Here is a 25343-nt window from a genome sequence, read left to right on the forward strand (position 1 = left end):
AGTTTTAAAAACGGGGACGCCCAGTCGGGGACGCCCAGTCTTGCCAAGCCTTTTTTTATTTTTTCTTCAACGAAATCACTTCACTATACGCTTCATTCAGCGCTTCTACCATTTTATTCCATTCAGAAAAACTCGTTTTCTTGACAAGTAATGTGTTGAGTGTTAGTTTACTACGAACAATGATTTGCGTATTTTTTTGTTCGTAACTAAGTGCAAACCCAAAATCAGGATTGGCAAACGACCTGTTTTCGGGCAAGTAAGAAACCTCATATCCTGCGGGAATCGGTAAAATTTCGACGGTTTCTTGCGTATGCGCAAATTCGTGTTTCCAGTCATTTTTACGTGTATCTTCCATGCGTTTATCCGCCCAGGTACGTATCAAGTGGGGGTTGATAAACAACTCGCCCGCCGCTTCCTGCACGTAGTCGGGCACCCGAAATGTGTAATCAAATTGCACAGGAACATCCCGCTGATTGATGCCCGAAACCGTCCGTTTTTCCAGCGTGGACTTGTTGGAGCCGCGACTGAGAATGTTTTTGTAATACTCATCTCGTTGCGGTTCCGAACGGTATTGAATCGCCGATTTTACGGATGTTTTCCACAAACCTTCAAACATCAACGTGCCTTTGCCTTTCAGCGTCTTGCCGTCGAGCGAAAGAATCATGGAATCCCTTCGGAAATTTTGTGCAGCTGGAACAATAGGCACCGTTACGATTTCATATTTGTCTTCAGAGGTCATAATCATTGCTTCTTTTCCCTGAATGTGAGATGTAGGTAGGCCAAAATCAATACGGTCGTCGGTGGCATCCAAAAACTGCCATTTACCATTGCGCTTAACGGCCGCAATCATGTGGTTATCAACACTCATCGAGGGGTTTTCCACATAACGATACGGAATATCACGCGTACCAATCCAGACCAAATGTGCTGGAACGCCCGCCAAATTGAGCATTGTAGAGGTCAAACTAGCCATGTCTTTACAATCTCCGTAGCGTTTTTGACAAACGTCGGCCGCTTGACGGGGAATAAAACCGCCCAAGCCTTCTTCAAAGGCAATGTATTTAATGTGGTCTTGCACCCAATAATAAACCGACTTTATTTTTTCTTCGTCAGTTTTGCCCCTCGTCAGGGAGTCGGTGAGGGCTTGCAAAGGAGCATTAGGTTGTTTGTTGAGGTCTTTGACCAGACTTTTATAGTAATTAAACAGCTTTTGTACATTTCCCAATACCTCCGTGGTTTTGCCGTCGACGGTATAACTTTCGATGAATAAAAGCACTTGCGGTACATAATAACGCAGGGAGAGGGATTCGGTTTCGAGCGGAGAAGCTTTCAGGTTTTGGGCTTTCCAAGCGTAGGTTGTTTTGCCGTTCAGGGTGGTTTGTTTAAACGTAATCCCCTTCATATCGCCGTAGGTTTTATAGGATATTTTAACCGAGGCAGGAAACGTAACTGAAAAATCGCTGTTGATTACGGGCACGTAGTTGCCAAATACAAACCCCGAAAGCATATACGGGTTTTTGATGCGTTCACGGTAAGATACGGTGCCGATGCCTCCTTGTTTTGCCCCTGGAAACGTAAATTTTTTAACCTGCATATCATCAAAAAATATCCCTCCTCCTGGGCTGGGGCGCTCGGTTTTGAAGTCGGTGACGGGCGTACGTTTAAATCCTGCTTTTTCGGGAACGTACGAAATGGCCTCCAAATCCTTGATTTCTTGAAACGCGTCCGAAAAATAAATGCGCTCGTCGGCCCAAACGCTGGCGCGTTCATCCAAAAATACGCGGTCTTCCTGGTGCAAAACGTCGATTTGCAAGGCCCCATTAACCAAATCTACCGTTACCTGTTCGGAGCGGTTGAGATACGCCATTTCTTCATTCGGAAACTTAGCCTTCAGTTGGGCGACGTTTACTTTGGGTTGTGCCCAACTAAGGGTAAACGAGATGAGTATAAAGGTTAGCGTTGCGAGGGTGAAGCGGGTGAGTACAACGGTTTTATGGGGCAAAAACGGGTAAGGCATAACTTAAAAAATGATTTATGTGGCGTATAAATAACGGAAGGTTGCAGGGAAAAGTTTTATTTTGTGAAACGTTGCGGACCAAATGACTTTTTTCTTCTTTTGGAGCATAACACTTAATTACATTTTATGGAACAACCATCGGATGATTTGATTGTCAATACAAATGAAGCCATTCAAGCGTATCTAAATATGCCTGATCTGCTGCGGGATTTGCTTCTTCAAATAACAAAAGATTTTCAGACGGCACAAATACCCTTATCGCCCGAGTCATTGGTGAATTGTTCTTTTGAAGAATTGTGTGAAAAACTCGTAAAGGCCTTGGATGCGCATTTGGCCAAGGGGGGAACACTCAAAAATGTCTTAAATCGGGTTGATTTAACCGAAAAACAACTAAAAAAGCACATACCGGAGCGCCTGACGTCCAAACTGCGCCCTTTGGCGGAGTTGATCATAAAGAGAGAATTACAAAAAGTAGTTATCCGTTATTGGTATCGGCAATCTTCAGAAAAATAAAAAACCGCAGAATCAATCGTCAGTTTTTAAAGATTTGGTTGAACCTTAGTACCTTTGTAAGTGTTAATGTGACACTAACTTATGATGGAATAGTGATGAGTAACAGTTATGCGTCTTTGGCGCTGGAGTTGACGACTGCCGTTGACGACGAGCGGCCTGTATATATTGCTGGAAATTTTTGTGAATGGTTTCCCGACATTGAGCGATTCAGAATGCAGAAGGTAGAGCCGGGTAAATATAGATTTCAATTTCCGTCTGATTTTTTGTTTGATAAACCACTCGAATATAAATACACTCGTGGAGGATGGGATCAAGTAGAGCTTGATTCTTTTGGAGAAGCGCCTCAAAATCGCAGAGTTCGCGCAAAAACAAAGTCCCAAAAAGATTTTGTACCTCACTGGCGTAAAGATGGGCGCTCTTTTGACCCACTCCTTATTCCAACCGTAGAAACGGTTGCGGAACAATTTGAAATGCCACAGCTAGGGCGCACGCGCCGCATTCGCATTTTACTTCCTCACGATTATTATACTTCTGAAAAACGTTACCCAGTGGTTTACCTTCAAGACGGTCAAAACCTGTTTGAAGATGGCTCGGTGTATGGAAATTGGGAAATCGATAAAAGGATGGCTATTCTGGCTGCTCAGGGAAAAGAAAGTGTGATTATTGTGGCCATAGACCATGCCGACGAAGACCGTTTGCACGAATTTGCCCCCTATGCCAATCCTAAATTTGGGAAAGGCTCTGGAAAAAAATATGCCAATTTTATCGTACGTACGTTAAAACCGTACATTGACAAACACTACCGGACCCGTCCTGAGCGCCAGCATACGGGCGTGGGAGGAAGCTCCATGGGTGGACTGATAAGTATCTATGCGGGTTTGATGTACCCCGAAGTACTTGGTCGTTTAATGATATTTTCGCCGTCTTTATGGGTTTCTGAAAAAATATACTTCGACGCCATTGAGTTTTTCAATCCGATGGAAACGAAGATTTATGTATACGCAGGAGGTAAAGAAGGGCGGTACATGATTCAAAGTACAGAACGCCTCAAAGAGGCCGTAGAGCGACAAGGATGGTCGCCAGAGCGCCTGCAATTAAAGCTCTCCATTGACCCCAAAGGAGAGCATAACGAAACCCGATGGGGGAAAGAATTCCCCAAGGCCATTGAGTGGCTCTTTTTTGAGACCCGTTGATACAACGCATTTTGGCATTTTTCTTGCTCTAACGCTTGAGGCTTTATTTAAGTGTTAGAGCAAGAAACTCGATGCCAATCAAAATGCGTATCTACAAAATCGCCCATCTGTGGGCATTCGCGGTCAATCACCTGCTGTCAAAGCGGCGTTTTTTCGGCGGCGGGTTGTTGTTCCTTACGGGTGTGATGTATGCACAGACTCCCGTTCTTCTCAAAGATATTAATTCACTTACTGATCCCATTCGCCCAGGGACAACCTTGAGCAGTGATCCACGTTTTTTGGTGAATCACAAAGGCACGCTGTTTTTTACGGCCAAAGAAAACAGCACTACCGTTGGACTTTGGAAGTCGAATGGTACAGCTAAAGAAACGATAAAAGTAACCGATTTGCCTTATTCTGCTTATGGATTGACCAGCGCAGGGAATCTTCTCTATTTTGCCGCCGACCAGTCAGATTTTGGGTATGAGCTTTGGAAATCAGATGGCTCTGCAAGTGGAACCGTGCGAGTAAAAGATATATATCCGGGCAGTATGGGTAGTATGCCAGAAAGTTTTACGAACGTCAACGGCGTCCTGTATTTTGTGGCTTCTGACCTTGTTCACGGAAGCGAACTTTGGAAATCTGACGGTACCGAAGCGGGAACTGTATTGGTAAAAGATATTCTGCTGGGCAATGGAGGGAGTAATCCCCAAGGGTTAACCAACGTAAATGGCGTTTTATATTTTGTCGCGGATGACGGTTCAAATGGCTACGAACTTTGGAAAACTGACGGTACCGAAGCAGGGACAACGTTGATTAAGGATATTTATGTTGGGTCATCTAGTAGCGCAGCGCAGAATCTAACCAACGTAAATGGCACGTTGTATTTTGTGGCCGACAACGGGACCCATGGCTATGAACTTTGGAGGTCGAACGGCACCGCTGCGGGAACGACACTGGTCAAAGATATTTGGAGTGGTAACCAAAGCTCGATGCCCCAATTTTTGACTGAGCTAAACGGCTTTGTGTATTTTTCGGCTAATAATGGAACCAACGGCTATGAGCTTTGGAAATCAGACGGTACTGCTGCGGGGACTGTATTGGTGGCAGATATGCAAGCAGGTAACTTAGGTTCTAACCCATATTATCTGAGTAATATACGCGGCACGTTGTACTTCTCGGCAGTAAATGGGGTAACGGGGCGTGAGTTTTGGAAGTCGGATGGAACAGGAGCTGGTACGTTGATGGTGAAAAAAATTGCCCTTGGTGGCGGAGCCTCCGCGAGTAATCCCTTGTTTTTTACCGATGGAAAAGGAGTCGTGTATTTTTCCGCAAACGACGGAGAGAAAGGCCAAGAGCTTTGGAAATCAGACGGAAAAGAGGCGGGGACTGCCGCCTTGAAAGAACTACGGGTGGGGAGTACAAGCAGTGGAATTAGTAATATGATGTCGGTGGCCGATACCGTATACTTTACCGCTGATGATGGGAAGATTGGCGGGGAGATATGGAAATTAGTGCCCTGTGCAGTGGTCAAATTAGTGACGGTCGATACTACCATTTGTCATAAAGGCCCTTTTTCTCTGCCTAAAATGGTTACCAACTCCGCTGACTTTGTCTCGATGGTATGGCGGCAGGGGAGTGTAACAGGTACCATTGTGGATAACCCTGAAAATGCACTGCTTACTAGCCCCGTTACCGATTTTTATGTTACGGCACAGATGACATCAGGCTGTACCAGTACCGCCAAAGTAACCGTCAGAACTATTCCGTTTCCTGAAAGTGTGGGCAGCTTATACCTTTTATTGGAAGGACCCTATCAAAAAGGAATAGGACAGATGACAACCTCCTTAAACCAGAAAGGCCTTTTGCCGGGTCAAACGCCCATTAATGCTTTAGGGGTGGCAACTCCTGCGAGACAGCCCTATTATGGCGCACCTTGGAATTATTCGGGCACCGAAACGATGTCTCCCTACGCTGCCAACGCTACGGATTGGATTTTGGTATCGCTGCGTACCAGTCCCAATGACCCCGCCACAACGGTTTTTAAGGCAGCGGCCGTATTACAAAAAAATGGGTTGAGTGTGGTGACTGGGTGCCCTGATAAGTTAAAAAACTACACCAATTACTACGTTGCGGTTGAGCACCGCAACCACGTCGGCATTGTTTCGGGTACGCCAGCGCTGTTTATTTATGATCACTTTTTTTATGATTTCACCATTCATCAATCGTACATCCCGCCTGGAATATCATCCATTGGGCAAAAACGTTTTGATAATCGCTATATGATGTATGCGGGAGATTTACAAAAAACAAAGCTTGGGGAGGTGAATGCCAATGACGTGATTATTTGGCAGCAACAAAACGGACAGTTTGCTCGCTATTTGCCCAGCGACGCTAATTTGGATGGCGAAGTGAATGCCCTTGATCAAATGCTTTGGATGGTAAACAATGGTCTTTTTACGGGAATTCGATTTTAATTATCATGAAAAAAAAGATTTGCGTTTTGTTGTTGGTTCATTTAATGGCGGGAGTCGCTCACAGTCAGGGAATTCCGAAAGAGGTAATTTATGAGTCAGATGAAGGTGGGTACCCATCTGGCTACACACCCACGCAAAAGCTTGGTAAATTTGATTTGTCTAGTAGCGCGTCCAACGAGCCTTTTCGGCATTTATTCAAACTTTTTGAGGCCCAAAAAGTCGTTTGGGATGATGTCACCGATTTTCGAGATTATGGATTTAAAGCTTTTTTTGGTAGTGCTGTTGAAGGTAAACCGAAAGAAAATCGATACACCGACATCAATGAAGGGGCTTTCAGGGATGCGTTTACGGTTGATGGAGAGTCGTTTCCCAAAAATCCTATTTACAACCCTGACCCTAATCGGCTGCTTTCGGCACAAGGGCAGCGCTTTAAGTGCTTTGATGCCCCTTTTCTCTTTGTGACCATTGATGACGTCAATGAAGCCAGTAAATGGAACCCTTTTTTACTGACCGAGCATGAACTGGATCGTCGAGGAAAATACGCGGGAGATGGCAGAATCGGCTTTTTGCGGTGGGACATTGAAACGTTCTCCAATGCAGAATGGATAAGTATTCTCAGAGGCCGGCAGGTATGGGACAATGGAAAATACCGCCATGCCTTCAACGGAGGCACTGATCCTGCCTTTAAAGACTTAACCGATTCACAATTTTTTGACTATGTACAGCACCGGTGGAGTTATGTGTTTACCGAATTGTTTTACAAAACACGGTATTATAGCAACAACTCAAAGATTTGGCAATATGGCGCGGGCCCCGTCAATCAGGCAGATCCTTTTATTTTTAGACAATTCGATGATAATGGAAATGTTACGTACAATACTGCTAACAACCCTATCTGGAATTTGCGAAATAAATTCAACAATCGGGCCGTAAATGAGGAGTTGAATTACATGGAAGGCTGGGATTTTGTGCAGCAGTTTGCGATGTGGGCTATATTGCAATACGACTCTCAGTACAACCAATGGGTGAATACGGACATAATTCGATTAAAAAATCCCCCTAAAACCAACGTAACGCCTGGGGCTCCTACGCGTTACCACATTGTTGATATTGGTGCAGATATCACCACCGGAAACCGCCGCGTGCGCGTTACGCTTCATGCCCAAGATGGGAGCCTGCGGGCGGCAAACCAAGCTTACCGGGTTACGTTTCAGCATTGGCGAGGGTTTGCCGAAGCTAATTTTCCCGTAGGGACGCACACTCTTGAGCTGACAACGACGTCGCCCGAACTCGTCTGGCAGACCGACGACCATTTTCTGCTGCTGATTTGGAATACCATCTATTGCGCTCGCTATCTTGAACCGACTAAACTTGGTTTTATCAATTGGGAACCCACTCCTCGGACCTACAACTTTAGCCCTTATTCATTGGCAACGACCGATATTTTTGAACAGCGAATCTATGACGCCGTTGTGGGTTTTGCCAATTTACAAAATTATGGTGTCGTGAATTGGGAAGCCAATACCGTAGGCAAGGTGAATCCTATGGTTAGGGAAAGCATTATTCTGGCGCAAAAAAAAATAGCCCCCTACAAAACGCATATCGAAAATCACACCTTGGTCTTTACCGATGTAAGCATGGATGGAGGCGCTACTTGGATTGAGGGAGGATATGCCAAAAAACCGTATGAAGCCCACTATAACGGTTGGTGGATGGGTGGTTTTTTTCAAAATAATCTACCTTTCCCGATGGTGATGGGCTCTTATAATGTCAAACAAAAAACCTTTCTATTTACGCATTTGGCAGGAAAACTCCCCACGGGTGTCCTCAACTACAAAGTTCGAGTGAGGGTGCCAAATACCGAGACTGTCCATGTCTTTGATGTATCTTCTACCCGAAATCTAGCATATTCGATTTTTAAGATTTAGCTTCGTGAATGCAAAAAATAGTTATCACTGGAGCATCAGGTTTCTTAGGGGGGCGTTTGTTAAAACACCTTACGCATCGAAAGAGCGCGCAAAGGGTGGTGGGAACGGGCCGGCGTACCGAGCGGATAGCCGAATTTGAAAGGCAGGGGTGTTGTTATGAGGTGGGAGATTTATTAGACGTTGATTTTTGTGAAACGTTGCTCGCTGAAACCGAAGCGGTTGTGCATTGTGCCGCGTTGTCGGCGCCGTGGGGCAAGCGTGAAGAATTTGTAAAAGCTAACGTCATTGTTACCCAAAATCTGTTGAAAGTAGCCCAAAAAACGGGCGTTAAAAAGTTTATTTTTATCTCTACTCCGAGCATTTATTTTAATGCGCGGCACCGATTGAATGTTTCTGAAAGCGACCCGTTGCCTACCAAAATGGTCAATGAATACGCTGTCACTAAATGGGAAGCTGAGCAGGAAGTGTTGAGCCAACATTCTCCCTTTTTTTCAACCATTGCTTTGCGCCCGCGTGCCATCATCGGGGCGGAAGATACCGTTATCTTTCCTAGATTATTGAAAGCATACGAAAGCGGTCGCCTAAAAATCATTGGCAACGGCCAAAATATTGTGGATTTGACCACGGCACTGAACGTTATTGAGGCCGTGAATTGTGCGTTTAGGGCACCTGCCGAGGCTTGGGGCCAAGCATACAATATCACAAATGGAGAGCCGGTCAATTTGTGGGAAGAAATCAATTTTTTACTCAAACAGCTTAGTCTGAGGCCCGTAACAAAACACGTGCCCTTGGCAATAGCCGATGCAGCGGCCCGATTGATGGAGCTGAAAGCCCAACTCACCAGCGGCCCTGAGCCTACGCTGACGCGGTATGGCATTGGCGTATTGGCAAAATCGCTGACGATGGATATTTCCAAAGCACAAACCTTGTTGAATTATCACCCTGTACAAACTACTCGGGAAGGAATTGTCGAGTTTATTGAATGGTACCGAACCCAACAACCGTAAGTTATCGCCTTTTTGCGTCGGGGTATTGCACCGCCCATGATCGGATTGTGGACCCCAAAAATGGTGGAGGGAAGGCCCGTTTTTATGCGGTTTGGTTGTTGATTGAACACCCACGGCACGGACTTTATGTGTTTGATACGGGATATGCTCCCCGATTCTTGGAAGCAACACGGCATTTTCCTGATAAATTTTACGGCTGGGCTACCCCAGCTTTTATTAAGAATGAAGAAACGGCAATGGCGCAATTGGCGCAGGTGAGTATCAAACCTTCGGATTTGAGCGGAATGATTATCTCGCATTTTCACGCGGACCACGTGGCGGGAATGTTGGATTTTCCGAAAATACCCATTGTCTGTCATTCAGCTGCTATGCAACAAGTGTTGTCGGTGAAGGGTTTGGGGGCGGTCAGGCACGGGATTGTAAAGGCGCTGATTCCGAGTGATTTGAAAGAAAGGGTACGGATAATAACGGAGGATTCTGTAATCTCAAATAAAGCCATAATGCAGAACCCTGATGAGCCGTCTAGCCTTCAATTTCAGGATGTGTTTGGGGATGGCTCGGTTGAATTGGCGCAGCTACCAGGACATGCACGTGGGCAGTTGGGTATTCGTATTCACACGGCTGACCATACGTTATTTTTTGCCACCGATGCCGCGTGGCGCAAAAGAACTCTGGACGCGGGCATTTTACCAAGCCCCACCGTAAAACTCTTTTTTGACGATTGGGCGGCCTATAAAACTACGTTTTCGGCCCTGCGCAACTATCAGCAAACCTTCCCAACGCATCGACTGCTTTTTACACATTGTCCCGAAACGCTGACTTATATTCCCTCATTCAATCCTTGAAAACTTTCGATACTTTTTAAGGCTGTTTTGTTGATACCTATGTTTTTCAAACTTCAAATTATTTATTTTTTGGCTAAAATTAAGTTGCGGGGCTTGTTCCGAAATCGAGCGCAGCTACAACGTTTTCAACAACGGCGTTGGCATCGTTTTGCCCAGACTATACTGCCTAAATCCACTTTTTATCGCTCTTATTTAAACGTTCCCCTAGACAAAATTCCGCTGATGCGTAAAGAGTTGTTTATGGCACATTTTGATGCAATAAACACCGTAGCAATACGCAAAGAAGAGGCAATGAAGATAGCACTCCAAGCGGAAGAAACCCGCGATTTTGCGTCGGAGCTTAACGGTATTACGTTAGGGTTGTCGACGGGAACAAGCGGGAAGCGAGGGCTGTTTCTGGCCTCCAAGATTGAGCGAGCGCAGTGGGTAGCGATGGTGCTCCACCGTGTGGTGAAATGGTCGATTTTTAAGCGTCAAAAAGTGGCGTTTTTTCTGCGGGCCAATAGTAACTTGTACAGCTCGGTCCAATCTTCGGTGTTGGCGTTTTACTTTTTTGATATCTTTAGAAAAAACGAAGAACTAGTTGCCGAACTAGACCTCCTAAAGCCCGATATTGTTGCTGCTCAACCTTCTCTTTTACGGTATTTGGCGGAGGCGCAGCAAGCTGGGAATCTCAGCATTGCACCTCACCAAATCATTTCGTTTGCCGAAGTGCTGCATGATGACGACCGCACGGTGATTGAGCGCATGTTTGGCCTTAAAATCACCGAAGTGTATCAATGCACCGAAGGCTTTTTGGGGGTGAGTTGTGCGCACGGAACGATGCACCTCAACGAAGATGTCGCCATTTTTGAAAAAAAATACGTGAGCAAACATCGGTTTATTCCCATCGTAACGGATTTTACGCGTACTTCGCAGCCCATTATTCGGTACGAAATGACAGATATTCTGGCTGAACGTACTACGCCTTGCCCGTGCGGGTCGGCGATGACGGGTATTGAGCGCATTGAAGGCCGAACGGATGATGTGCTTCTTTTTGACCAAGAAGGAAAAATAATTTCGATATTTCCCGATACGCTGGTACGAAAAATTGCCCGCGCCACCGATGATTTTAGTCATTACAGCATTAGGCAAGTGACCGAAGATAGGCTAGAAGTTGCGGTAGAAACAGAGCCGAAAAATAAAGCAATGGTCAGCCAGTTAATAGAAACGGCTATTTTGGAGGTGTTAGAAGGGCAGGGTATAAAAAATACTGTGGTTGTTTTTATCGAAGAAAAAGTAAGTGATAAAGGAGCAAAACATCGCCGTGTAGTGCGTACGTTTAAGAAGATTATATGAAAATTCAGATTCAAGCCATTGAGAAATACCTGCCTGGAGTTGCCATTGAAAGTGTGCAATTGGAGGCTCAAATGGGTCTTTCAGCGGGCTGGATTGAAAAAAATGCGGGCGTAAAAACGAGGCATTGGGCGGCATCCGACGAAACCGTGGCTTCGATGGCGGCTACGGCCTTACAGAAGGCCCTGTCTGCTGCGGGCCTTTCGGCCGATACCCTAGATTTGTTGATTTACGCGGGGGCTTCCTACGATTACCCCATTCCGCACAATGCAGGGCGTATCAAAAAAGCGTTGGGGACAACGGCCAAATTTCCTTGTTTTGACGTAGATTCCACCTGCCTGAGCTTTTTGAATGCGCTCGATATTGCGCATTTGTATTTCCAACGCAACGCTGTGCGCGCCATTGCCATTGTATCTGCCGAGCTGGCTTCGCGCGCGCTGAATCCCCAAGACCCCAAAACGTATGGATTGTTGGGCGATGCTGCGGTGGCGGTTATTTTGAGCAGAAGTGACGAAGGTTATGTGCCCGTTTTTCCCTATTTTATCAACAATCCGGAAGGCGCTGATTTGGCTTGGATACCCACGGGCGGAAGCGTAAATCGTGGTATGACAGCTGATACACCCGACGAATCATTTTATTTCAGAATGGATGGGAAGCGCCTTATTTCGCTCACTTTGCAAGAATTGAAGCCGTTTCTAGCCCAATATGAGCAGCTTTCAGGGCTAGCCTTGACAGAATACGATTACGTTATTCCGCACCAAACCAGTCGGTTTGGAAATGAGATTTTTGCCAAACAATACTATCTCAACGAGCACCGTTTAATTAATACACTGGCCCATTATGGCAACTGTATTTCGGCTTCTATTCCTTTAGGGTTGTGCGATTTGGTCCAACAAAAAAAGGATTTGTCGGACCATAAAATCCTGCTTATCGGCAGTGCGGCGGGGCTGTCGCTGGGTGCTTTGACGCTTCGGTTTTGAGTTATTTCAACAAAACTCCATCAATCGCTTTCCAGTCGATTTTTGCAATTATCTGACGGGCGATGTCGACGGGTGCCGTAATTGTGACAACTATATTTTCTACTAGTTTGCCCCCTTTCTTAAACTTGGGTTGATAGCGCGTATCCTGTCCATTTTTAATGAGTTGGGGATTCCATCCACCCAATAAAATGACGGTTTCTTGACGGCCGATTGCCCCCTGCAAATCGGGCTTGAGACGGACTTCAAGCGCTACGGGACTGCTGGGTACGGAAATGGCTTGCGTATTCTCGACAATTCGGGCACTTTCGAGGTGTTGTAGGCGATAGTTGCCAAGGTTCATTTCAACACTCACGGAGTAGGTATCTCTGGCGCGTTGCACAATTGCGTTTGGGTTTTCTTTGTACATCGTATCGCGGTGTACGTATAGAGAAGTAGGTACGGTGGGTGCGGCTTTGACGGTGTCCAGTTCGGCTTTCCGAACCACGGCCAGCTCGCTGTTTTCCATGATGAGGTCATAACGGTCGGTGCAGAGGTGGGTAAATCCGCCCCATTCTGAGGTTACTTCCAAGTTGCCCATTGAATGTTTTTCGTCAAAAACCCGCCAGCTTCCGTTGGGAGTGACGGTGGTAAATTGGCGTTGAAGTTCTTTGACTACCCGTTCGTAGGCGGCATTTTCAGCAGCGGTGGCAGGACGGCATTGGGCTTTTAAAATAACAGAAAGACCCATCAAAAATGCGACAAGCAAAAATTTCATAGCATGTATGTTTTTTATACGTTTAGTGAGAATAAAAATTCCCGAAAATTAACGTAAAAATATCATGCTAACCCTTATTAGTGTAGAACTATTTCCCCAATATTGCCACATTTCCTTTGTAAACAGTAAATGGACCGCAGAATTATCCACGGCCCATTTACTGTTATTTTGATTATAAAACTAAGATTATACTCTCGACAATTTGACGGGATACGTTTGTTTGGCGTTCCATTGGCAAATGTAGATGTTCTCGTCATTGTCTACGCATACATCGTGGCAGTGCATCAATATGCCACCTACCGCCGCGGCATCCTGAACCATCATCTGAAGTTTTCCGTCGCGGTATTCGGGTTTGGTGCCGCCTGGGTTTGAAACTACTTTGTCGTTTTTGTCCAAAATCGTGACGAAACCCGAGTTGTTGGTTTGGTTCATATAGCGCAAACGCGACCAGCAAACGCCCGCAAACAAATGGTCTCCGTGAATCACCGGGCGACAAACAAAGGCGCCGGGGAGGAAAATTGTCGATAGGTATTTGCCGTCCAATGTGAAACGTTTGAACGAATTATGCACCCGTGAGGTGATGAGCAACGTGGGGTTTGCTTTATTTCGGTAATCTACCGTAATACCGTGGGCGGTGGCAAATTGGTCGTCGCCGTCGCCGGGGCCGCCGAATTTACGGATAAATTCGCCCTTAGAGCTATATTGTAAAATCCACTGTGAACCATACCCGTCGGCTACATAGATGTCCCCGTTGGGCCCAACCGTAGTTTCGGTAGGCAGGAATTTTTCTTCCGGTTTGTAAGCGCCAACTTTGGACGGGTGCTCGATGGTGAAAATTACTTTTCCGTTGATGTCGGTTTTGGTAACGCGGTTGGAGTTGGGGTCACAGATAAACAGAAACTCTTCGCCGTTGGCATTCCAGAGCGTAAGGCCGTGTCCGCCAGGGTATTCATGCCCCCAGCTGTCTAGGAGTTTGCCAGAACGGTCGTACACCAAAATGTTGTTTTTGGTTTCATCCGTGACCATAATAAGCCGTCCTTTACTGTCCATGACCATTTCATGGCAGTTTTTGACGGGAAATTTTGAGGAGTCTAATTTACCCCAATCGGCATTGATTTTATAGCGGTGTGACCCGTGGCCGATGATGCCGTCGGCCGGTTGGGCGTTCACCGAAGTGATAATAGAAGGGGCTAGCAACGTGGTAGCGGCGGTTTTGACAAAATCGCGACGGGAAGTGGAAAGGTTCATGGTTTAGAATGTGCTTTTTTAGCAAAAAGGGCAGAGGCTGCTTTTTTTACTTCTTTATGGATATATGCTTTGTAATGAACAGATTGAAACACAGTTTATATTTTGGGAAATTCCCAAGGGGCACGGTAAGTGGGGGTAATGAGGGCATTGGCGGCTTCATTTTTGCCGAACGATTGCGCCGCTTCATTCCATTCTAAGCGCGAATTGGTGCGCAACGCGATGTTGCCTGCGTGTGCATACAAGGCAACCAATCGGCCGTTTTCGATGGGGCAATTTGTCTCTTTACGGGTTCTGATGCATTCTAGCCAGTTTTTTACATGCTCTTCGTGCGTTTCTTTGCCGCTTCGTTTGGGAATTGCGGGGACTTTATACACGCCTTTGTCAATTTCTGGAAACAGCTCCCAGCCGCCCCGGTCTATCACGAGTGTGGCGTCATTGCCGATAAAAGCCAGCCCATAAGAGCGCCCAAAAGGGCCGTTTTGGGTGCCAGCGGTTTGTTCCCACGAAATGGTATAATCGGGAAGTTGGTACATCACACTCAAGGTATCAAATGCTTCGTGGGCAAAGTCGGGCGAATAAAAATTGCCGCCTGAAGCAGCAACCGACAGCGGTGGCGTTTTGATGTTTTTGGCCCAAAGCGCAATGTCCAACAGGTGGGCGCCCCAATCGGTCATGAGACCACCGCCGTAATCCCAAAAAAAACGCCACGAACCGTGATGTCGGGTTCGGTTGTAGGTGCGCAGAGGTGCAGGGCCGAGCCATTGATTGAAATCAATATGGGAGGGGACAGGTTCGTCGGGCACGATTCGAGAGCCGATTGCATAGTTAAAATTGGCCCAACTGTGTACTTTTCGCAGTGTGCCGATACCCCCTGAATGGATAAATTGCATCGCACTTTGCCAATGCTCTCCGCTGCGTTGTTGTTGCCCGACCTGTACTACACGATTGTAGCGCCGCGCTGCTTTTACCATCACGTTACATTCGCCTATCGAATTGGCCAGTGGTTTTTCTACGTACACATCTTTGCCCGCCCGACAGGCTTCAACCATGGGGAGGCAATGCCAATGGTCGGGCGTAGCGATAATGACCGCGTCGATGTCTTTGTTTTCCAATAATTTCCTAAAATCTCCGTACAGTTGGGGCCGTTTTCCCTGTTTACGCATTACCTCATCGGCGCGTTTATTGCCAATGTTGGTATCAATATCACAAATTGCCGCGCACTCCACATTCGGTTGGTTGAGGGCGTGATTCATGATTCCGTTACCCATATTATTGCAACCAATGACACCAATAACAATTTTTTCATTGGCCGACTTACGCACATGGTTTGTGGCACGGGTTTCAGTATTTTGTACAAAGGCGCCGGCTGCCACCGAAAGCTGTGTGGTCTGTTCTAAGAATTTTCTGCGGTTCATTGATTTGAATTATTTTTAACGGTGAAATACAGGAAGAATCAATTTTGGAAAACAGCAACCGATTGTGAATAGTAGCCAGATGGAAATACAACCTATCAAGCATTTCAAGCGAATTTTCTACCCAAAGCGATGAGCGTAGAAAGCGATTGTTTTGACTGTTTAAATGTGGGGAGAAATACCTGTGATTTAAAGTAATGGGAGCCAACAGTTTTCGACCAAAAACAAACCATTTTTTAAAAACTAGGGTTAGTAAATGAGGGGGCATTCCCTAACTTTGTGCCTTTAGCAATCAGCCGCATGAACGTAGCCGAAAACCAACAAAATACTTCCGAAATAGACTTCGAAACCCTCAATCCGAAGCAATACATTATCATTAAAGGCGCTCGCGTCAACAACCTTAAAAACATTGATGTTGCTATTCCCCGCAATAAATTGATTGTGGTCACCGGGGTATCGGGGAGTGGAAAGTCGTCATTGGCTTTTGATACGCTTTTTGCCGAAGGGCAACGCATGTACGTCGAAAGTTTGAGTAGCTATGCGCGTCAGTTTTTGGGGCGCATGGAAAAACCCGAAGTAGATTATATCAAGGGCGTGTCGCCAGCGGTGGCTATTGAGCAAAAGGTCAATACCCGAAACCCGCGCTCTACCGTAGGTACAACCACCGAGATTTATGATTATCTTAAGCTACTTTTTGCGCGGGTGGGGGTTACTTATTCGCCCATTTCGGGTCTGCCAGTACGAAAAGACACCGTGACCGACGTGGTTGATTTTATGCTGCACCACGAAGAAGGCACGCGTGTGATGGTGTTGGCACCCTTGATTGTGAAGGAAGAGAGAAGCCTAGCCCAAGAATTAAGTATTTTATTGTCGAAGGGATACACAAGGGTCGTTGTCAATCAGGAAACGAAATCTATTGAGGAATTGATAGAAACCAAGGAGTATGCCGCGTTTTCTGCCGCCGATTTTTTTATTCTTATCGACCGGGCTTCGGTCAAACACAACGATGAAGATACGCAGTTTCGATTGTCGGATTCGGTACAAACGGCTTTTTTCGAGGGAGAAGGCTTGTGTATTGTCGACGTGATAGGAGGGGAGCGTCGAGCGTTTTCGGATAAGTTTGAACTCGACGGAATAAAGTTTGAAGAGCCTACGGTCAATCTGTTTAGTTTCAATAACCCTTATGGGGCCTGCAAACGTTGCGAAGGTTTTGGAAAAGTGCTGGGTTTGGATCCTGATTTGATTATTCCCGACAAAAACCTCTCGGTATTTGAAGGAGCAATTGCCCCTTGGCGAACCGAAAAAATGGCCGAGTGGCTAGCGCCTCTTCTGCGCCACGGTATTCGTTTTGATTTTCCTATTCACCGGGCCTATAAAGACCTGACCCAAGAGCAAAAAGACATCCTCTGGACGGGAAATACCTATTTTGAAGGGCTAACCGCATTTTTTGAACACCTCGAATCACAAACCCACAAGGTCCAATACCGCGTCATGCTATCTCGCTACCGTGGTCGTACTACTTGTCCAGAGTGCCGTGGTTCGCGCTTGCGCAAAGATGCAGGGTATGTAAAGATGGGTGGTGTTTCCATTACTGATTTGGTGTTGTTGCCCATTAGTGAGGTGTTGCAGTTTTTTAAGAACCTTTCGTTACCTGATTATCAATTTAGCATTGCCAAACGTATTTTAATCGAAATAGAAAATCGTTTGGAATACATGGAACGCGTCGGATTGGGCTACTTAACGCTCAATCGTTTGACAAATTCGCTTTCTGGAGGAGAATTTCAGCGGATAAAATTGGCAACGTCTCTGGGCAGCGCACTGGTTGGCTCGATGTATATTTTGGACGAGCCGAGTATTGGGCTTCACCCGCGCGATACCCGCAAGCTAGTAGGCGTTCTGGAATCTCTGCGCGACATGGGCAACACGGTGATTGTGGTAGAGCATGAAGAAGAAGTAATGCGCGCCGCTGACCAAATCATTGACATTGGCCCCGACGCTGGAAATTTAGGGGGCGAAGTGGTATGGCAGGGAAGCTGGGAGGATATTCTGAACCCTATTGAAGGCATTCATTCTCATACCATACGATTCTTGACGGGTGAAGATAAAATTCCTGTACCTACTTTTCGCCGAAAGGCAACCCATTGGCTTGAACTCACGGGAGCGCGGGAAAATAACCTCAAAGACGTAGACGTAAAATTTCCGCTTGGTACGTTTACGGTGGTGACGGGCGTATCAGGTTCTGGTAAATCGACGCTTGTTCGAAAAATCTTATTTCCAGCCTTGGCCCGCCAAAAGGGAGAATACAACGAAGAAGCAGGAAAGTACACAAATTTGACAGGAAGTTTGGACCGAATTGATAACCTTGAGATGGTAGATCAAAACCCCATCGGCAAGTCGTCGCGCTCCAATCCCGTTACGTATATCAAGGCTTACGATTACATAAGACAGATGATGAGTGAGGTGCCCTTGGCCAAAGCGCGTGGCTATAAACCCTCTCATTTTTCTTTTAATATCGAGGGAGGCCGCTGTGAAACCTGCCAAGGAGAAGGGCAAGTGAAGATTGAAATGCAATTCATGGCGGATATTTACCTCAAATGTGAAGCCTGCGGCGGAAAACGATTCAAACAGGAAATTTTGGATGTTCGGTACCAACGTCCAGACCAAGGCTCGGCAGACATTGCCGATATTCTGGACATGACCATTGATGAAGCCATCAGCTTTTTCAGGGCCGATGAACCCAAACTCGCCGATCGTCTTTTGCCGCTTCAGGAAGTGGGCCTCGGCTACGTAAAACTAGGTCAATCGTCCAACACACTTTCGGGAGGGGAGGCGCAGCGCGTAAAACTGGCTTTCTTTTTGAGCAAATCAAACCCCAACCAAGGACGCTCCATGTTTATTTTTGATGAGCCCACCACCGGCCTGCATTTTCATGATATACAAAAACTCCTGAAAGCGCTCAATGCGTTGGTGAACCAAGGTGATACCGTGATTGTGATTGAGCACAACGTTGAGGTGATTAAATCGGCAGATTGGATTATTGATATGGGCCCCGAAGGTGGCGAAGCAGGAGGCTATGTCACCTTCGAGGGAACACCCGAAGAAATGGTGAAGCTTTCGGACAATTACACTGCGGTGTTTTTGGAAGAAAAAATGAGGATGTAGGCCTATTTGACAAAAATCTGCAAAGTAGTGCCTTCGTAGACTCCTAAGTTGGCATCTCTCACTTGCTCCATTACGGGGCGCAGAGCGCAGGTGGCTTCATCGATGCAGTCATCACACTTGACATAGAAATGAAGCGATACACAAGGTGTAGGGGCAATAGGGCCGTCAATTACCCTGATGACCTGGGCGAAATTGACTCTTGCAGGTTCAACGCGTAATAAATACCCGCCACCTTTTCCTTTTTGGCTGGACAGAATCCCGTGGTTACGCAGCTCTAAAAGAATAGCTTCCAAGAATTTTTTTGGGATGTTTTCACGTTCCGCAATGTGCGAAATGAGAACGGGGCCTTTTCCGAATTCTTCGGTCAGCACTTTGAGTGCTTTAAGGGCATATTTTGCTTTCTTTGAGATCATAGCACTTGCACACTATTGAGTAAAAGGTTATAAGAGAGAGGCATAAACAAATTTACTCGATTAATTTAATATATTATATACGAAAAGCTAATTTTTTAAAAACTACCCCGCCTTGTCTATCAATTTGCTTACGATGTCAAAGTCTATCTTTAAAACTTTCATACCCAAACTTCTTTACCAATCTGAAGCGCTCATTGGTCTGCCAAATACCAATAGAAGGAAGATTGACACCATTGAAGGTGGTAGTTTTCACCATTGTATAGTGAATCATGTCATCAAAGATCAGCGTATCTCCAATTTTTAAAGGTTCGTCAAAGGAATAGTCGCCCATAAAGTCGCCTGCGAGGCAGGTCATACCGCCGAGTCGGTAGGTAGGTTTATCGGCTACTGGTTCGTGATAGGCACCCAATATGCGCGGTTTGTAAGGCATTTCGAGGGTGTCGGGCATGTGGGCGGCAAAAGAAGTATTTAAAATGGCAACCTCGATTCCCTGGCTTTCTACTATATCCAACACGGTGGATACCAAATATCCAGTTCGCCACGCAATGGCTGAACCTGGCTCTAAAATGACATCCAGATTGTATTTTTCCTTTATTGCTTTTACGAGTGAGATAAGTTTGGGTATATCATAACCTTCGCGAGTCATAAGATGCCCACCACCCATGTTGAGCCACTTGGCTTGGTGGAGCAGGTCGCCAAAGCGGCTTTCGAGGGCTTCGAGGGTACGCTCTAGTACATCGGAGCCGTTTTCACAAAGTGTATGAAAGTGTATACCTTCGATTCCTGGGGGCAGTGTATCGCCAAAATGACTGCGTGTTACCCCTAAACGAGACCCCGGAACACAGGGGTTGTACATGTCGGTTTCCACTTCGGAATACTGAGGGTTCACTCGGATTCCGCACGAAACAGTTTTTTCAGGGTGAGTTTGATTATAGTCGTTGACCCGTTGTTTAAACCGCTCCCACTGTGATAATGAATTGAAAGTGAGGTGACTACTGCGTTCTAATACTTCCCCAAACTCTTCATCCTGATACGCGGGGATGTAGGTGTGCGCCTGATAGCCTAAATATTCATTAATAAGCTTTATTTCATTGAGTGAGCTTGCGGTGGCCCCTGGCAGATACTCGCCCACAATGGGGAATGCGCTATACATAGAAAAGCCTTTCAGTGCCAATATAATTTGGCATCCAGCTTCATCCATGACCTGACGGATAAGTTGGAGGTTTTGGCGTAGAAGACGTTCTTCCAAAACAAAACAAGGCGATGGAATTTGTGCAAAGTCAATGGGCATGATTCTAAATAATAAATGAGGGTGCAAAGGTAAGTAAATCGTGAAGGAAACATTTAATTGGGCGAGTTCGTTTGTTAATTCAGTTATATTCTGGCTGATTTTACGTTAATTTAGAATCTAACAATCGTTTTTTTGTCAATGAAGATAGGATTAGTACTGTCGGGAGGAGGTGCTCGAGGCATCATGCACCTTGGGGTAATAAAAGCGTTACAGGAGCGAAAAGTAGATATTGCTGCTATTTCGGGCACGAGCGCGGGGGCTATCGTTGGGGCGCTTATCGCACACGGTCATAGTCCAGATGAAGTGCTTGCTAAGTTGCTTACAATCAACTTTTTGAAATACCTGCGGCCTTCATTTAACGGCCCTGGTCTACTAAGAATGGACAAAGCGGAAGAACTCTATCGGGAGTTGTTACCCCATAATTCATTTGAAAAATTAAAAATCCCTCTCACTGTTGCAGCCACCGACATAGAAGCGGGCGAAATTGTGTATTTTCAATCGGGGGAGTTGATTCGTCCGTTGATGGCTTCAAGTTGCTTGCCAGGCATTTTTGAACCCATTCGCCATAATAAGCGGCTGTTTGTAGACGGTGCCGTTTTGAATAATCTACCCATCGAGCCGCTCTTAAAAGATGCAGTAGACTTCCTAATTGGGGTCAATTGTAACCCTCCGCTTCCAGATAAGCCAATCCGCTCAATGCGGACCGTCATTGAGCGCAGTTTATTGTTGGCTGTTCGCAATAAAACACAAGAACGTACCCTACAGTGTCAATTGTTGTTTGAACCAAGAGAAGTAGGGAAGTACGATATATTTGATATTAGGAAAGCCCGCGAAATTTTTCTGGTTGGCTACCATTCGGTGACGAAATCTTCCGACAAACTACGAATGCTAGAAGATTACACTAATCTGCCTAAACAATGAATGCTGTTTTATAACTCACTAAAATAGACGAACCCCCATTTTTTTTAGACAAACTCCTTTCTATAGAGCTATTTTTTTTTCGGCTAAATTGATTTTTTACAAGGTTTTTATTGTACTTTTTAAAGAATTTTTTAAAAGAAACAATTCTGGATTTGACTTTTAGGGACAATTGTTAATACCGTAAATTACCCCTAATTCCTTAGAAATTTTGCTCAAAAAGGCCTTTTTTGACAATATTATCTATTGTAAGTACAAGTAATTTCATTCTTTTTGGGCTTGAAATTTCTCATTTCCCCAATAAGCCCACTGTTTGAATTGTTATATTCTTTATTTTACTTTACATTCAGAAATTTTCTTAACCTAACTAAACAAGTACCCTATGATTCGTAACTCTATCTCTTACTTCCCCAAATTTTCTATCCCTCTGATCTAGGATTAGGAACAGGCAACATTTTCAAAACTGTGATTAGCTAAACAAATTTGTTTTGCTCGGTTTTTCTATTGCCTTCACTTTAGCGCTTCAGCGATTTTTCCATACATGTTTCACTTTAATCAAACCAAACTAAATTACCCTTATGAGGAAATTTTTATGTATCAACTTTCTGCTTGTGTGCATGGTTTGGGCTACTGGGGTAGCTCAAGACCGTAAAATCACCGGGAAAGTGACCTCGGCAGAGGATGGAACCCCCCTGCCAGGCGTATCGGTCGTGGTAAAAGGTACATCTAAAGGTGTGAATACCGATGCCGCAGGAAGCTATTCAATTGACGCTCCCACTAATGCCACTTTGGTATTTAGTTTTGTGGGGACTGTTTCTCAAGAGATTAATATTGGTAATCGTACGTCAATAAACTTGGCGTTGGCGGCAGATACCAAGCAGTTGTCAGAAGTTGTGGTGACGGCGGTGGGGATTCAACGCGACAAGAAAGCGTTGGCATTTGCGGTTTCAAACGTAAAAGGCGCTGATCTTCAGCAGCGTTCGGAGCCAGATCCACTGCGTGCATTGAGTGGAAAAGTACCAGGCGTAAACATTACAGCGGGCAACGGTGCACCAGGTGCAGGTACACGTATCACAATTCGTGGTAACAACTCTTTTACTGGAAACAACCAACCGCTTTTCGTTGTGGATGGTATTCCATTTGACAACAGTGTAAACAATACTCAAGGGTACAACCAAAATACGGTGACTTCAAACCGTGCGTATGACATTGACCCTAACAACATTGAGTCAATGACGGTATTGAAAGGTGCGGCAGCATCGGCTTTGTACGGTTCACGTGCGGCCAACGGCGTAATCGTAATCACGACGAAAGCGGGCAGCAAATCGGCACGTAAAGGGTTGGAGATAACGTACAACTCTTCTTATTCTGCTGAAAAAGTATCTTCTCTGCCAGAGTATCAGGATAGCTACTCACAAGGCTCTAACCAAACTTACAATGGTGGGTTTATTGGAAACTGGGGTACTGCCATGCCTGCTGCGGTAGATCGTATCAATGCCGCACTTGGTTTTGAGCGTTATTCCAAAATCATTGACCCCGACTATCCAGCAGGAACTATTCCTCATCCATTGGTAGATGCTACGGTGCCTTTTGGTGCTGCTCGTTACCAAGCGGCCTTCCCAGAATTACTACAACCCAATGGCCGTGGTATCCCAGTACCTTTACAGGGGTATGATATTGTTGGTGGTTTTTTCCGTACAGGTCACGTCATTGAAAATGGGATTCAGATCAACTCAACAGGCGATAAAACCTCGTTGAATGCCTCAGTATCGCGCACTAAGAATAACGGTATCGTTCCTAATTCGTCTACAGAGCGTACTACTTTGAGTTTTGGTGGAAATGCCACTTTAGCCAACAATGTAAGCGTAAGTGGTAGCGTGGCTTATACCCGTACCAACCAAACAAGTCCGCAGTCGGGTGCTGGTTATTATGCTGACTACGGCGGCTTGGCTGCAGCAGGTTCTATTTATAGTCGTTTGTTTTATTTGCCACGTAATTACGATTTGAATGGCTATCCTTTTGAAAATCCGGTGGATGGTTCAAACGTATTTTATCGTGCATTGGATAACCCTCTTTGGACCGCTAAATATAACTTGTACAACTCAAGTGTAAACCGTGTGTACGGTAATATGGCTCTGACTTACGATGTTACCCCTTGGTTGAACCTGACTGCTCGTGGAGGTTTGAATACTTACACTGAAAACCGTAAGAATACAATCCGCCCGGGAGGTACTTTCCAGCCTTTGGGTTCTGTATTAAGTCAAAGCTTGACCAACACCGAGGTGGACTTTACATTTTTGGCTACTGCACAGCATGATTTTACGGATAAGTTCAACGCTAAGCTGTTGTTAGGTTTCAACCCCAACGAGCGTACTTACTCTGAAGCGGGTATCGCTGGTGATCCAGTCATTGATGCCAACGTATTGAATATCTCTGGTACACTCAATCAGAATGCTTACGATTTTCAACGTAAACGTCGTTTGTATGGTATTTTCAGCGAATTGTCGTTGGGATATGGCAACTATCTCTTTTTAACGGCCTCAGCTCGTCAAGACCGTTCGTCTACTTTGCCTGCTGCCAACAATACTTATTTGTATCCTGCTATATCGGCCTCTTTCATCTTTACCGATGTATTGGGATTGCCTAAAAATATCATCAACTTCGGTAAAGTCAGAGCTAACTACGCTACTGTAGGTAAAGATGCTGATCCTTACCAAGTAAATACAGCGTACAACTTAGGTCGTACTTTCTACAATGCCACGGCTATTTCAACGGCCAGCTTACCAAGTCAGTTGAACAATGCTGCATTGAAACCTGAGTTTACAACAGAAATTGAATTAGGAACAGAATTACAATTCCTCAACAACCGCATTGGTCTTGACTTGGCGTATTTTAATCGTAATTCTACTGATTTGATCGTAACACGTCAATTGCCAAATACTACTGGTTTCAATACTGAAATCACCAATGCTGGTAAAATCTCCAACAAAGGTTGGGAATTGGGCTTAACGCTTGTTCCCGTGAAATTGCGCAATGGATTTACCTGGACTTCTTTTGTGGCTTATACGCGTATTCGTTCCAAAGTGGAAGATGCAGGCCCTGGCGGTGAAATCTTTATCGGTGGTACTGGTCTCTCTGCCTTGGGTACTATTTTCCGTAATGGATTACCTTACGGGCAAATATATGGCTCAGTAAATGCCCGCGATGAAAGCGGTAACTTGTTGATCAACCCAAATACAGGTTTGCCAATTCGGGCGGCAGGTGCAACGATTATTGGAGACCCTAACACTAAATATACGGTAGGTTGGACAAACACTGTTTCTTTCAAAGGGTTCAATTTGAACGTTTTGGTGGATTACAAAGCAGGGGGTAGCTTATTCTCTTCTACAGCGGCTTCATTGATATTGCGTGGTCAGTTGAAATCTTCAGAAGATCGCGAAGGAATGCGCGTAATCCCAGGTGTATTGGGAGATCCGCAAACGTACAAGCCGTTGTTGGGTGATGATGGCAAGCCTATCAAAAATACGATTGCGATGTCTGCATTCCAGTATCACTTTACAGACGGTTATGGTGCTTACGGTGCGGATGAAGTCAATATTTATGATGCTACCGTTATTCGTATCCGTGAGGTTGCTTTGGGCTACGAAGTGCCAAAAGCGTTCTTGAAAAAATACGCGAGAGTATTCGGTGGATTCCGGGTGTCAGCTTCTGGACGTAACCTGTGGTTCTATGCACCAAACATGTTACCAGGCTTGAACTTTGACCCCGAAATCTTATCAAACTTCTCGGATTCAAACATCCAAGGATTTGATTTGGGTGCTTCACCTTCAACGCGTCGTTTTGGTATCAACTTAACGGCAACGTTCTAATT

The 25343-nt window shown here is 45.5% G+C and carries 17 protein-coding genes; 11 read left to right on the forward strand and 6 right to left on the reverse strand.

Annotated elements, in window-relative coordinates; genetic code table 11:
* Nucleotides 1–55: 55 nt before the first annotated feature.
* Nucleotides 56–2017 (reverse strand): DUF3857 domain-containing protein, encoded by a 1962-nt coding sequence (locus GVN20_RS01540; RefSeq protein WP_166556644.1) that lies wholly within the window; start codon nt 2015–2017, stop codon nt 56–58.
* Between the two features lie 126 nt (nt 2018–2143).
* Here GVN20_RS01540 and GVN20_RS01545 point away from each other — a divergent pair, with 126 nt between their 5' ends.
* The 8 genes from GVN20_RS01545 to GVN20_RS01580 all read left to right on the forward strand — a co-directional run bounded on the left by GVN20_RS01545 (nt 2144) and on the right by GVN20_RS01580 (nt 12274).
* A complete protein-coding gene (locus GVN20_RS01545; RefSeq protein ID WP_166556645.1) occupies nt 2144–2530 on the forward strand; it encodes a hypothetical protein in 387 nt (128 codons plus the stop codon).
* 95 nt (nt 2531–2625) lie between these two features.
* On the forward strand, nt 2626–3723 hold the full coding sequence (locus tag GVN20_RS01550; RefSeq protein ID WP_166556646.1) for an alpha/beta hydrolase: 1098 nt from the start codon (nt 2626–2628) through the stop codon (nt 3721–3723).
* A gap of 83 nt (nt 3724–3806) precedes the next feature.
* Nucleotides 3807–6179, forward strand: a complete 2373-nt coding sequence (locus GVN20_RS01555; protein WP_166556647.1) for an ELWxxDGT repeat protein — start codon at nt 3807–3809, stop codon at nt 6177–6179.
* A gap of 5 nt (nt 6180–6184) precedes the next feature.
* Nucleotides 6185–8107: a hypothetical protein gene (locus GVN20_RS01560; RefSeq protein ID WP_166556648.1), complete on the forward strand. Its 1923-nt coding sequence runs from the start codon at nt 6185–6187 to the stop codon at nt 8105–8107.
* A gap of 8 nt (nt 8108–8115) precedes the next feature.
* The gene (locus GVN20_RS01565) at nt 8116–9114 is read left to right on the forward strand and encodes an NAD(P)-dependent oxidoreductase (RefSeq protein ID WP_166556649.1); all 999 of its coding nucleotides are present in this window, start codon (nt 8116–8118) and stop codon (nt 9112–9114) included.
* Nucleotides 9090–9959 (forward strand): MBL fold metallo-hydrolase, encoded by an 870-nt coding sequence (locus tag GVN20_RS01570; RefSeq protein WP_166556650.1) that lies wholly within the window; start codon nt 9090–9092, stop codon nt 9957–9959. The genes GVN20_RS01565 and GVN20_RS01570 overlap by 25 nt, the downstream gene beginning before the upstream one ends.
* Nucleotides 9960–9998: 39 nt before the next feature.
* Nucleotides 9999–11297: a F390 synthetase-related protein gene (locus tag GVN20_RS01575; protein ID WP_166556651.1), complete on the forward strand. Its 1299-nt coding sequence runs from the start codon at nt 9999–10001 to the stop codon at nt 11295–11297.
* Nucleotides 11294–12274, forward strand: a complete 981-nt coding sequence (locus GVN20_RS01580) for a 3-oxoacyl-ACP synthase III family protein (protein ID WP_166556652.1) — start codon at nt 11294–11296, stop codon at nt 12272–12274. The genes GVN20_RS01575 and GVN20_RS01580 overlap by 4 nt, the downstream gene beginning before the upstream one ends.
* A 1-nt stretch (nt 12275) precedes the next feature.
* Here the strand turns inward: GVN20_RS01580 and GVN20_RS01585 are convergent, their stop codons facing one another.
* From GVN20_RS01585 to GVN20_RS01595, 3 genes are all read right to left on the reverse strand, one after another.
* Nucleotides 12276–13028 carry a hypothetical protein gene (locus GVN20_RS01585; protein WP_166556653.1) on the reverse strand — a complete coding sequence of 251 codons (753 nt, stop codon included), beginning with the start codon at nt 13026–13028 and terminating at the stop codon, nt 12276–12278.
* 186 nt (nt 13029–13214) lie between these two features.
* The gene (locus GVN20_RS01590) at nt 13215–14276 is read right to left on the reverse strand and encodes a 6-bladed beta-propeller (RefSeq protein ID WP_166556654.1); all 1062 of its coding nucleotides are present in this window, start codon (nt 14274–14276) and stop codon (nt 13215–13217) included.
* A 95-nt stretch (nt 14277–14371) separates the two neighbouring features.
* Nucleotides 14372–15691 carry a Gfo/Idh/MocA family protein gene (locus tag GVN20_RS01595; RefSeq protein WP_166556655.1) on the reverse strand — a complete coding sequence of 440 codons (1320 nt, stop codon included), beginning with the start codon at nt 15689–15691 and terminating at the stop codon, nt 14372–14374.
* A 297-nt stretch (nt 15692–15988) separates the two neighbouring features.
* Here GVN20_RS01595 and uvrA point away from each other — a divergent pair, with 297 nt between their 5' ends.
* Complete coding sequence (uvrA, locus tag GVN20_RS01600) at nt 15989–18850, forward strand: excinuclease ABC subunit UvrA (protein ID WP_166557263.1); 2862 nt, start codon at nt 15989–15991, stop codon at nt 18848–18850.
* 2 nt (nt 18851–18852) lie between these two features.
* Here uvrA and GVN20_RS01605 read toward each other — a convergent pair whose 3' ends face one another.
* Nucleotides 18853–19263 (reverse strand): Rrf2 family transcriptional regulator, encoded by a 411-nt coding sequence (locus GVN20_RS01605; RefSeq protein WP_013927015.1) that lies wholly within the window; start codon nt 19261–19263, stop codon nt 18853–18855.
* 136 nt (nt 19264–19399) lie between these two features.
* Complete coding sequence (nspC, locus tag GVN20_RS01610; RefSeq protein ID WP_166556656.1) at nt 19400–20554, reverse strand: carboxynorspermidine decarboxylase; 1155 nt, start codon at nt 20552–20554, stop codon at nt 19400–19402.
* A gap of 138 nt (nt 20555–20692) precedes the next feature.
* Here nspC and GVN20_RS01615 point away from each other — a divergent pair, with 138 nt between their 5' ends.
* Nucleotides 20693–21475, forward strand: coding sequence for a patatin-like phospholipase family protein (locus GVN20_RS01615; protein WP_166556657.1), 783 nt, complete (start codon nt 20693–20695; stop codon nt 21473–21475).
* A 575-nt stretch (nt 21476–22050) separates the two neighbouring features.
* Nucleotides 22051–25341: a SusC/RagA family TonB-linked outer membrane protein gene (locus GVN20_RS01620; protein WP_166556658.1), complete on the forward strand. Its 3291-nt coding sequence runs from the start codon at nt 22051–22053 to the stop codon at nt 25339–25341.
* Nucleotides 25342–25343: the final 2 nt, after the last annotated feature.

This window comes from Runella sp. CRIBMP (assembly GCF_009905605.1).
In the GTDB taxonomy this organism is placed as follows: domain Bacteria; phylum Bacteroidota; class Bacteroidia; order Cytophagales; family Spirosomataceae; genus Runella.

Excerpts from the sequence above, each read along its gene's own strand:
- GVN20_RS01540 (WP_166556644.1), bottom strand. The coding sequence starts at position 2,017 with ATGCCTTACCCGTTTTTGCCCCATAAAACCGTTGTACTCACCCGCTTC.
- GVN20_RS01550 (WP_166556646.1), top strand. The coding sequence starts at position 2,626 with ATGAGTAACAGTTATGCGTCTTTGGCGCTGGAGTTGACGACTGCCGTT.
- GVN20_RS01555 (WP_166556647.1), top strand. The coding sequence starts at position 3,807 with ATGCGTATCTACAAAATCGCCCATCTGTGGGCATTCGCGGTCAATCAC.
- GVN20_RS01575 (WP_166556651.1), top strand. The coding sequence starts at position 9,999 with ATGTTTTTCAAACTTCAAATTATTTATTTTTTGGCTAAAATTAAGTTG.
- uvrA (WP_166557263.1), top strand. The coding sequence starts at position 15,989 with ATGAACGTAGCCGAAAACCAACAAAATACTTCCGAAATAGACTTCGAA.
- GVN20_RS01570 (WP_166556650.1), top strand. The coding sequence starts at position 9,090 with ATGGTACCGAACCCAACAACCGTAAGTTATCGCCTTTTTGCGTCGGGG.
- GVN20_RS01590 (WP_166556654.1), bottom strand. The coding sequence starts at position 14,276 with ATGAACCTTTCCACTTCCCGTCGCGATTTTGTCAAAACCGCCGCTACC.
- nspC (WP_166556656.1), bottom strand. The coding sequence starts at position 20,554 with ATGCCCATTGACTTTGCACAAATTCCATCGCCTTGTTTTGTTTTGGAA.
- GVN20_RS01545 (WP_166556645.1), top strand. The coding sequence starts at position 2,144 with ATGGAACAACCATCGGATGATTTGATTGTCAATACAAATGAAGCCATT.
- GVN20_RS01565 (WP_166556649.1), top strand. The coding sequence starts at position 8,116 with ATGCAAAAAATAGTTATCACTGGAGCATCAGGTTTCTTAGGGGGGCGT.
- GVN20_RS01615 (WP_166556657.1), top strand. The coding sequence starts at position 20,693 with ATGAAGATAGGATTAGTACTGTCGGGAGGAGGTGCTCGAGGCATCATG.
- GVN20_RS01595 (WP_166556655.1), bottom strand. The coding sequence starts at position 15,691 with ATGAACCGCAGAAAATTCTTAGAACAGACCACACAGCTTTCGGTGGCA.
- GVN20_RS01585 (WP_166556653.1), bottom strand. The coding sequence starts at position 13,028 with ATGAAATTTTTGCTTGTCGCATTTTTGATGGGTCTTTCTGTTATTTTA.
- GVN20_RS01580 (WP_166556652.1), top strand. The coding sequence starts at position 11,294 with ATGAAAATTCAGATTCAAGCCATTGAGAAATACCTGCCTGGAGTTGCC.
- GVN20_RS01605 (WP_013927015.1), bottom strand. The coding sequence starts at position 19,263 with ATGATCTCAAAGAAAGCAAAATATGCCCTTAAAGCACTCAAAGTGCTG.
- GVN20_RS01560 (WP_166556648.1), top strand. The coding sequence starts at position 6,185 with ATGAAAAAAAAGATTTGCGTTTTGTTGTTGGTTCATTTAATGGCGGGA.
- GVN20_RS01620 (WP_166556658.1), top strand. The coding sequence starts at position 22,051 with ATGAGGAAATTTTTATGTATCAACTTTCTGCTTGTGTGCATGGTTTGG.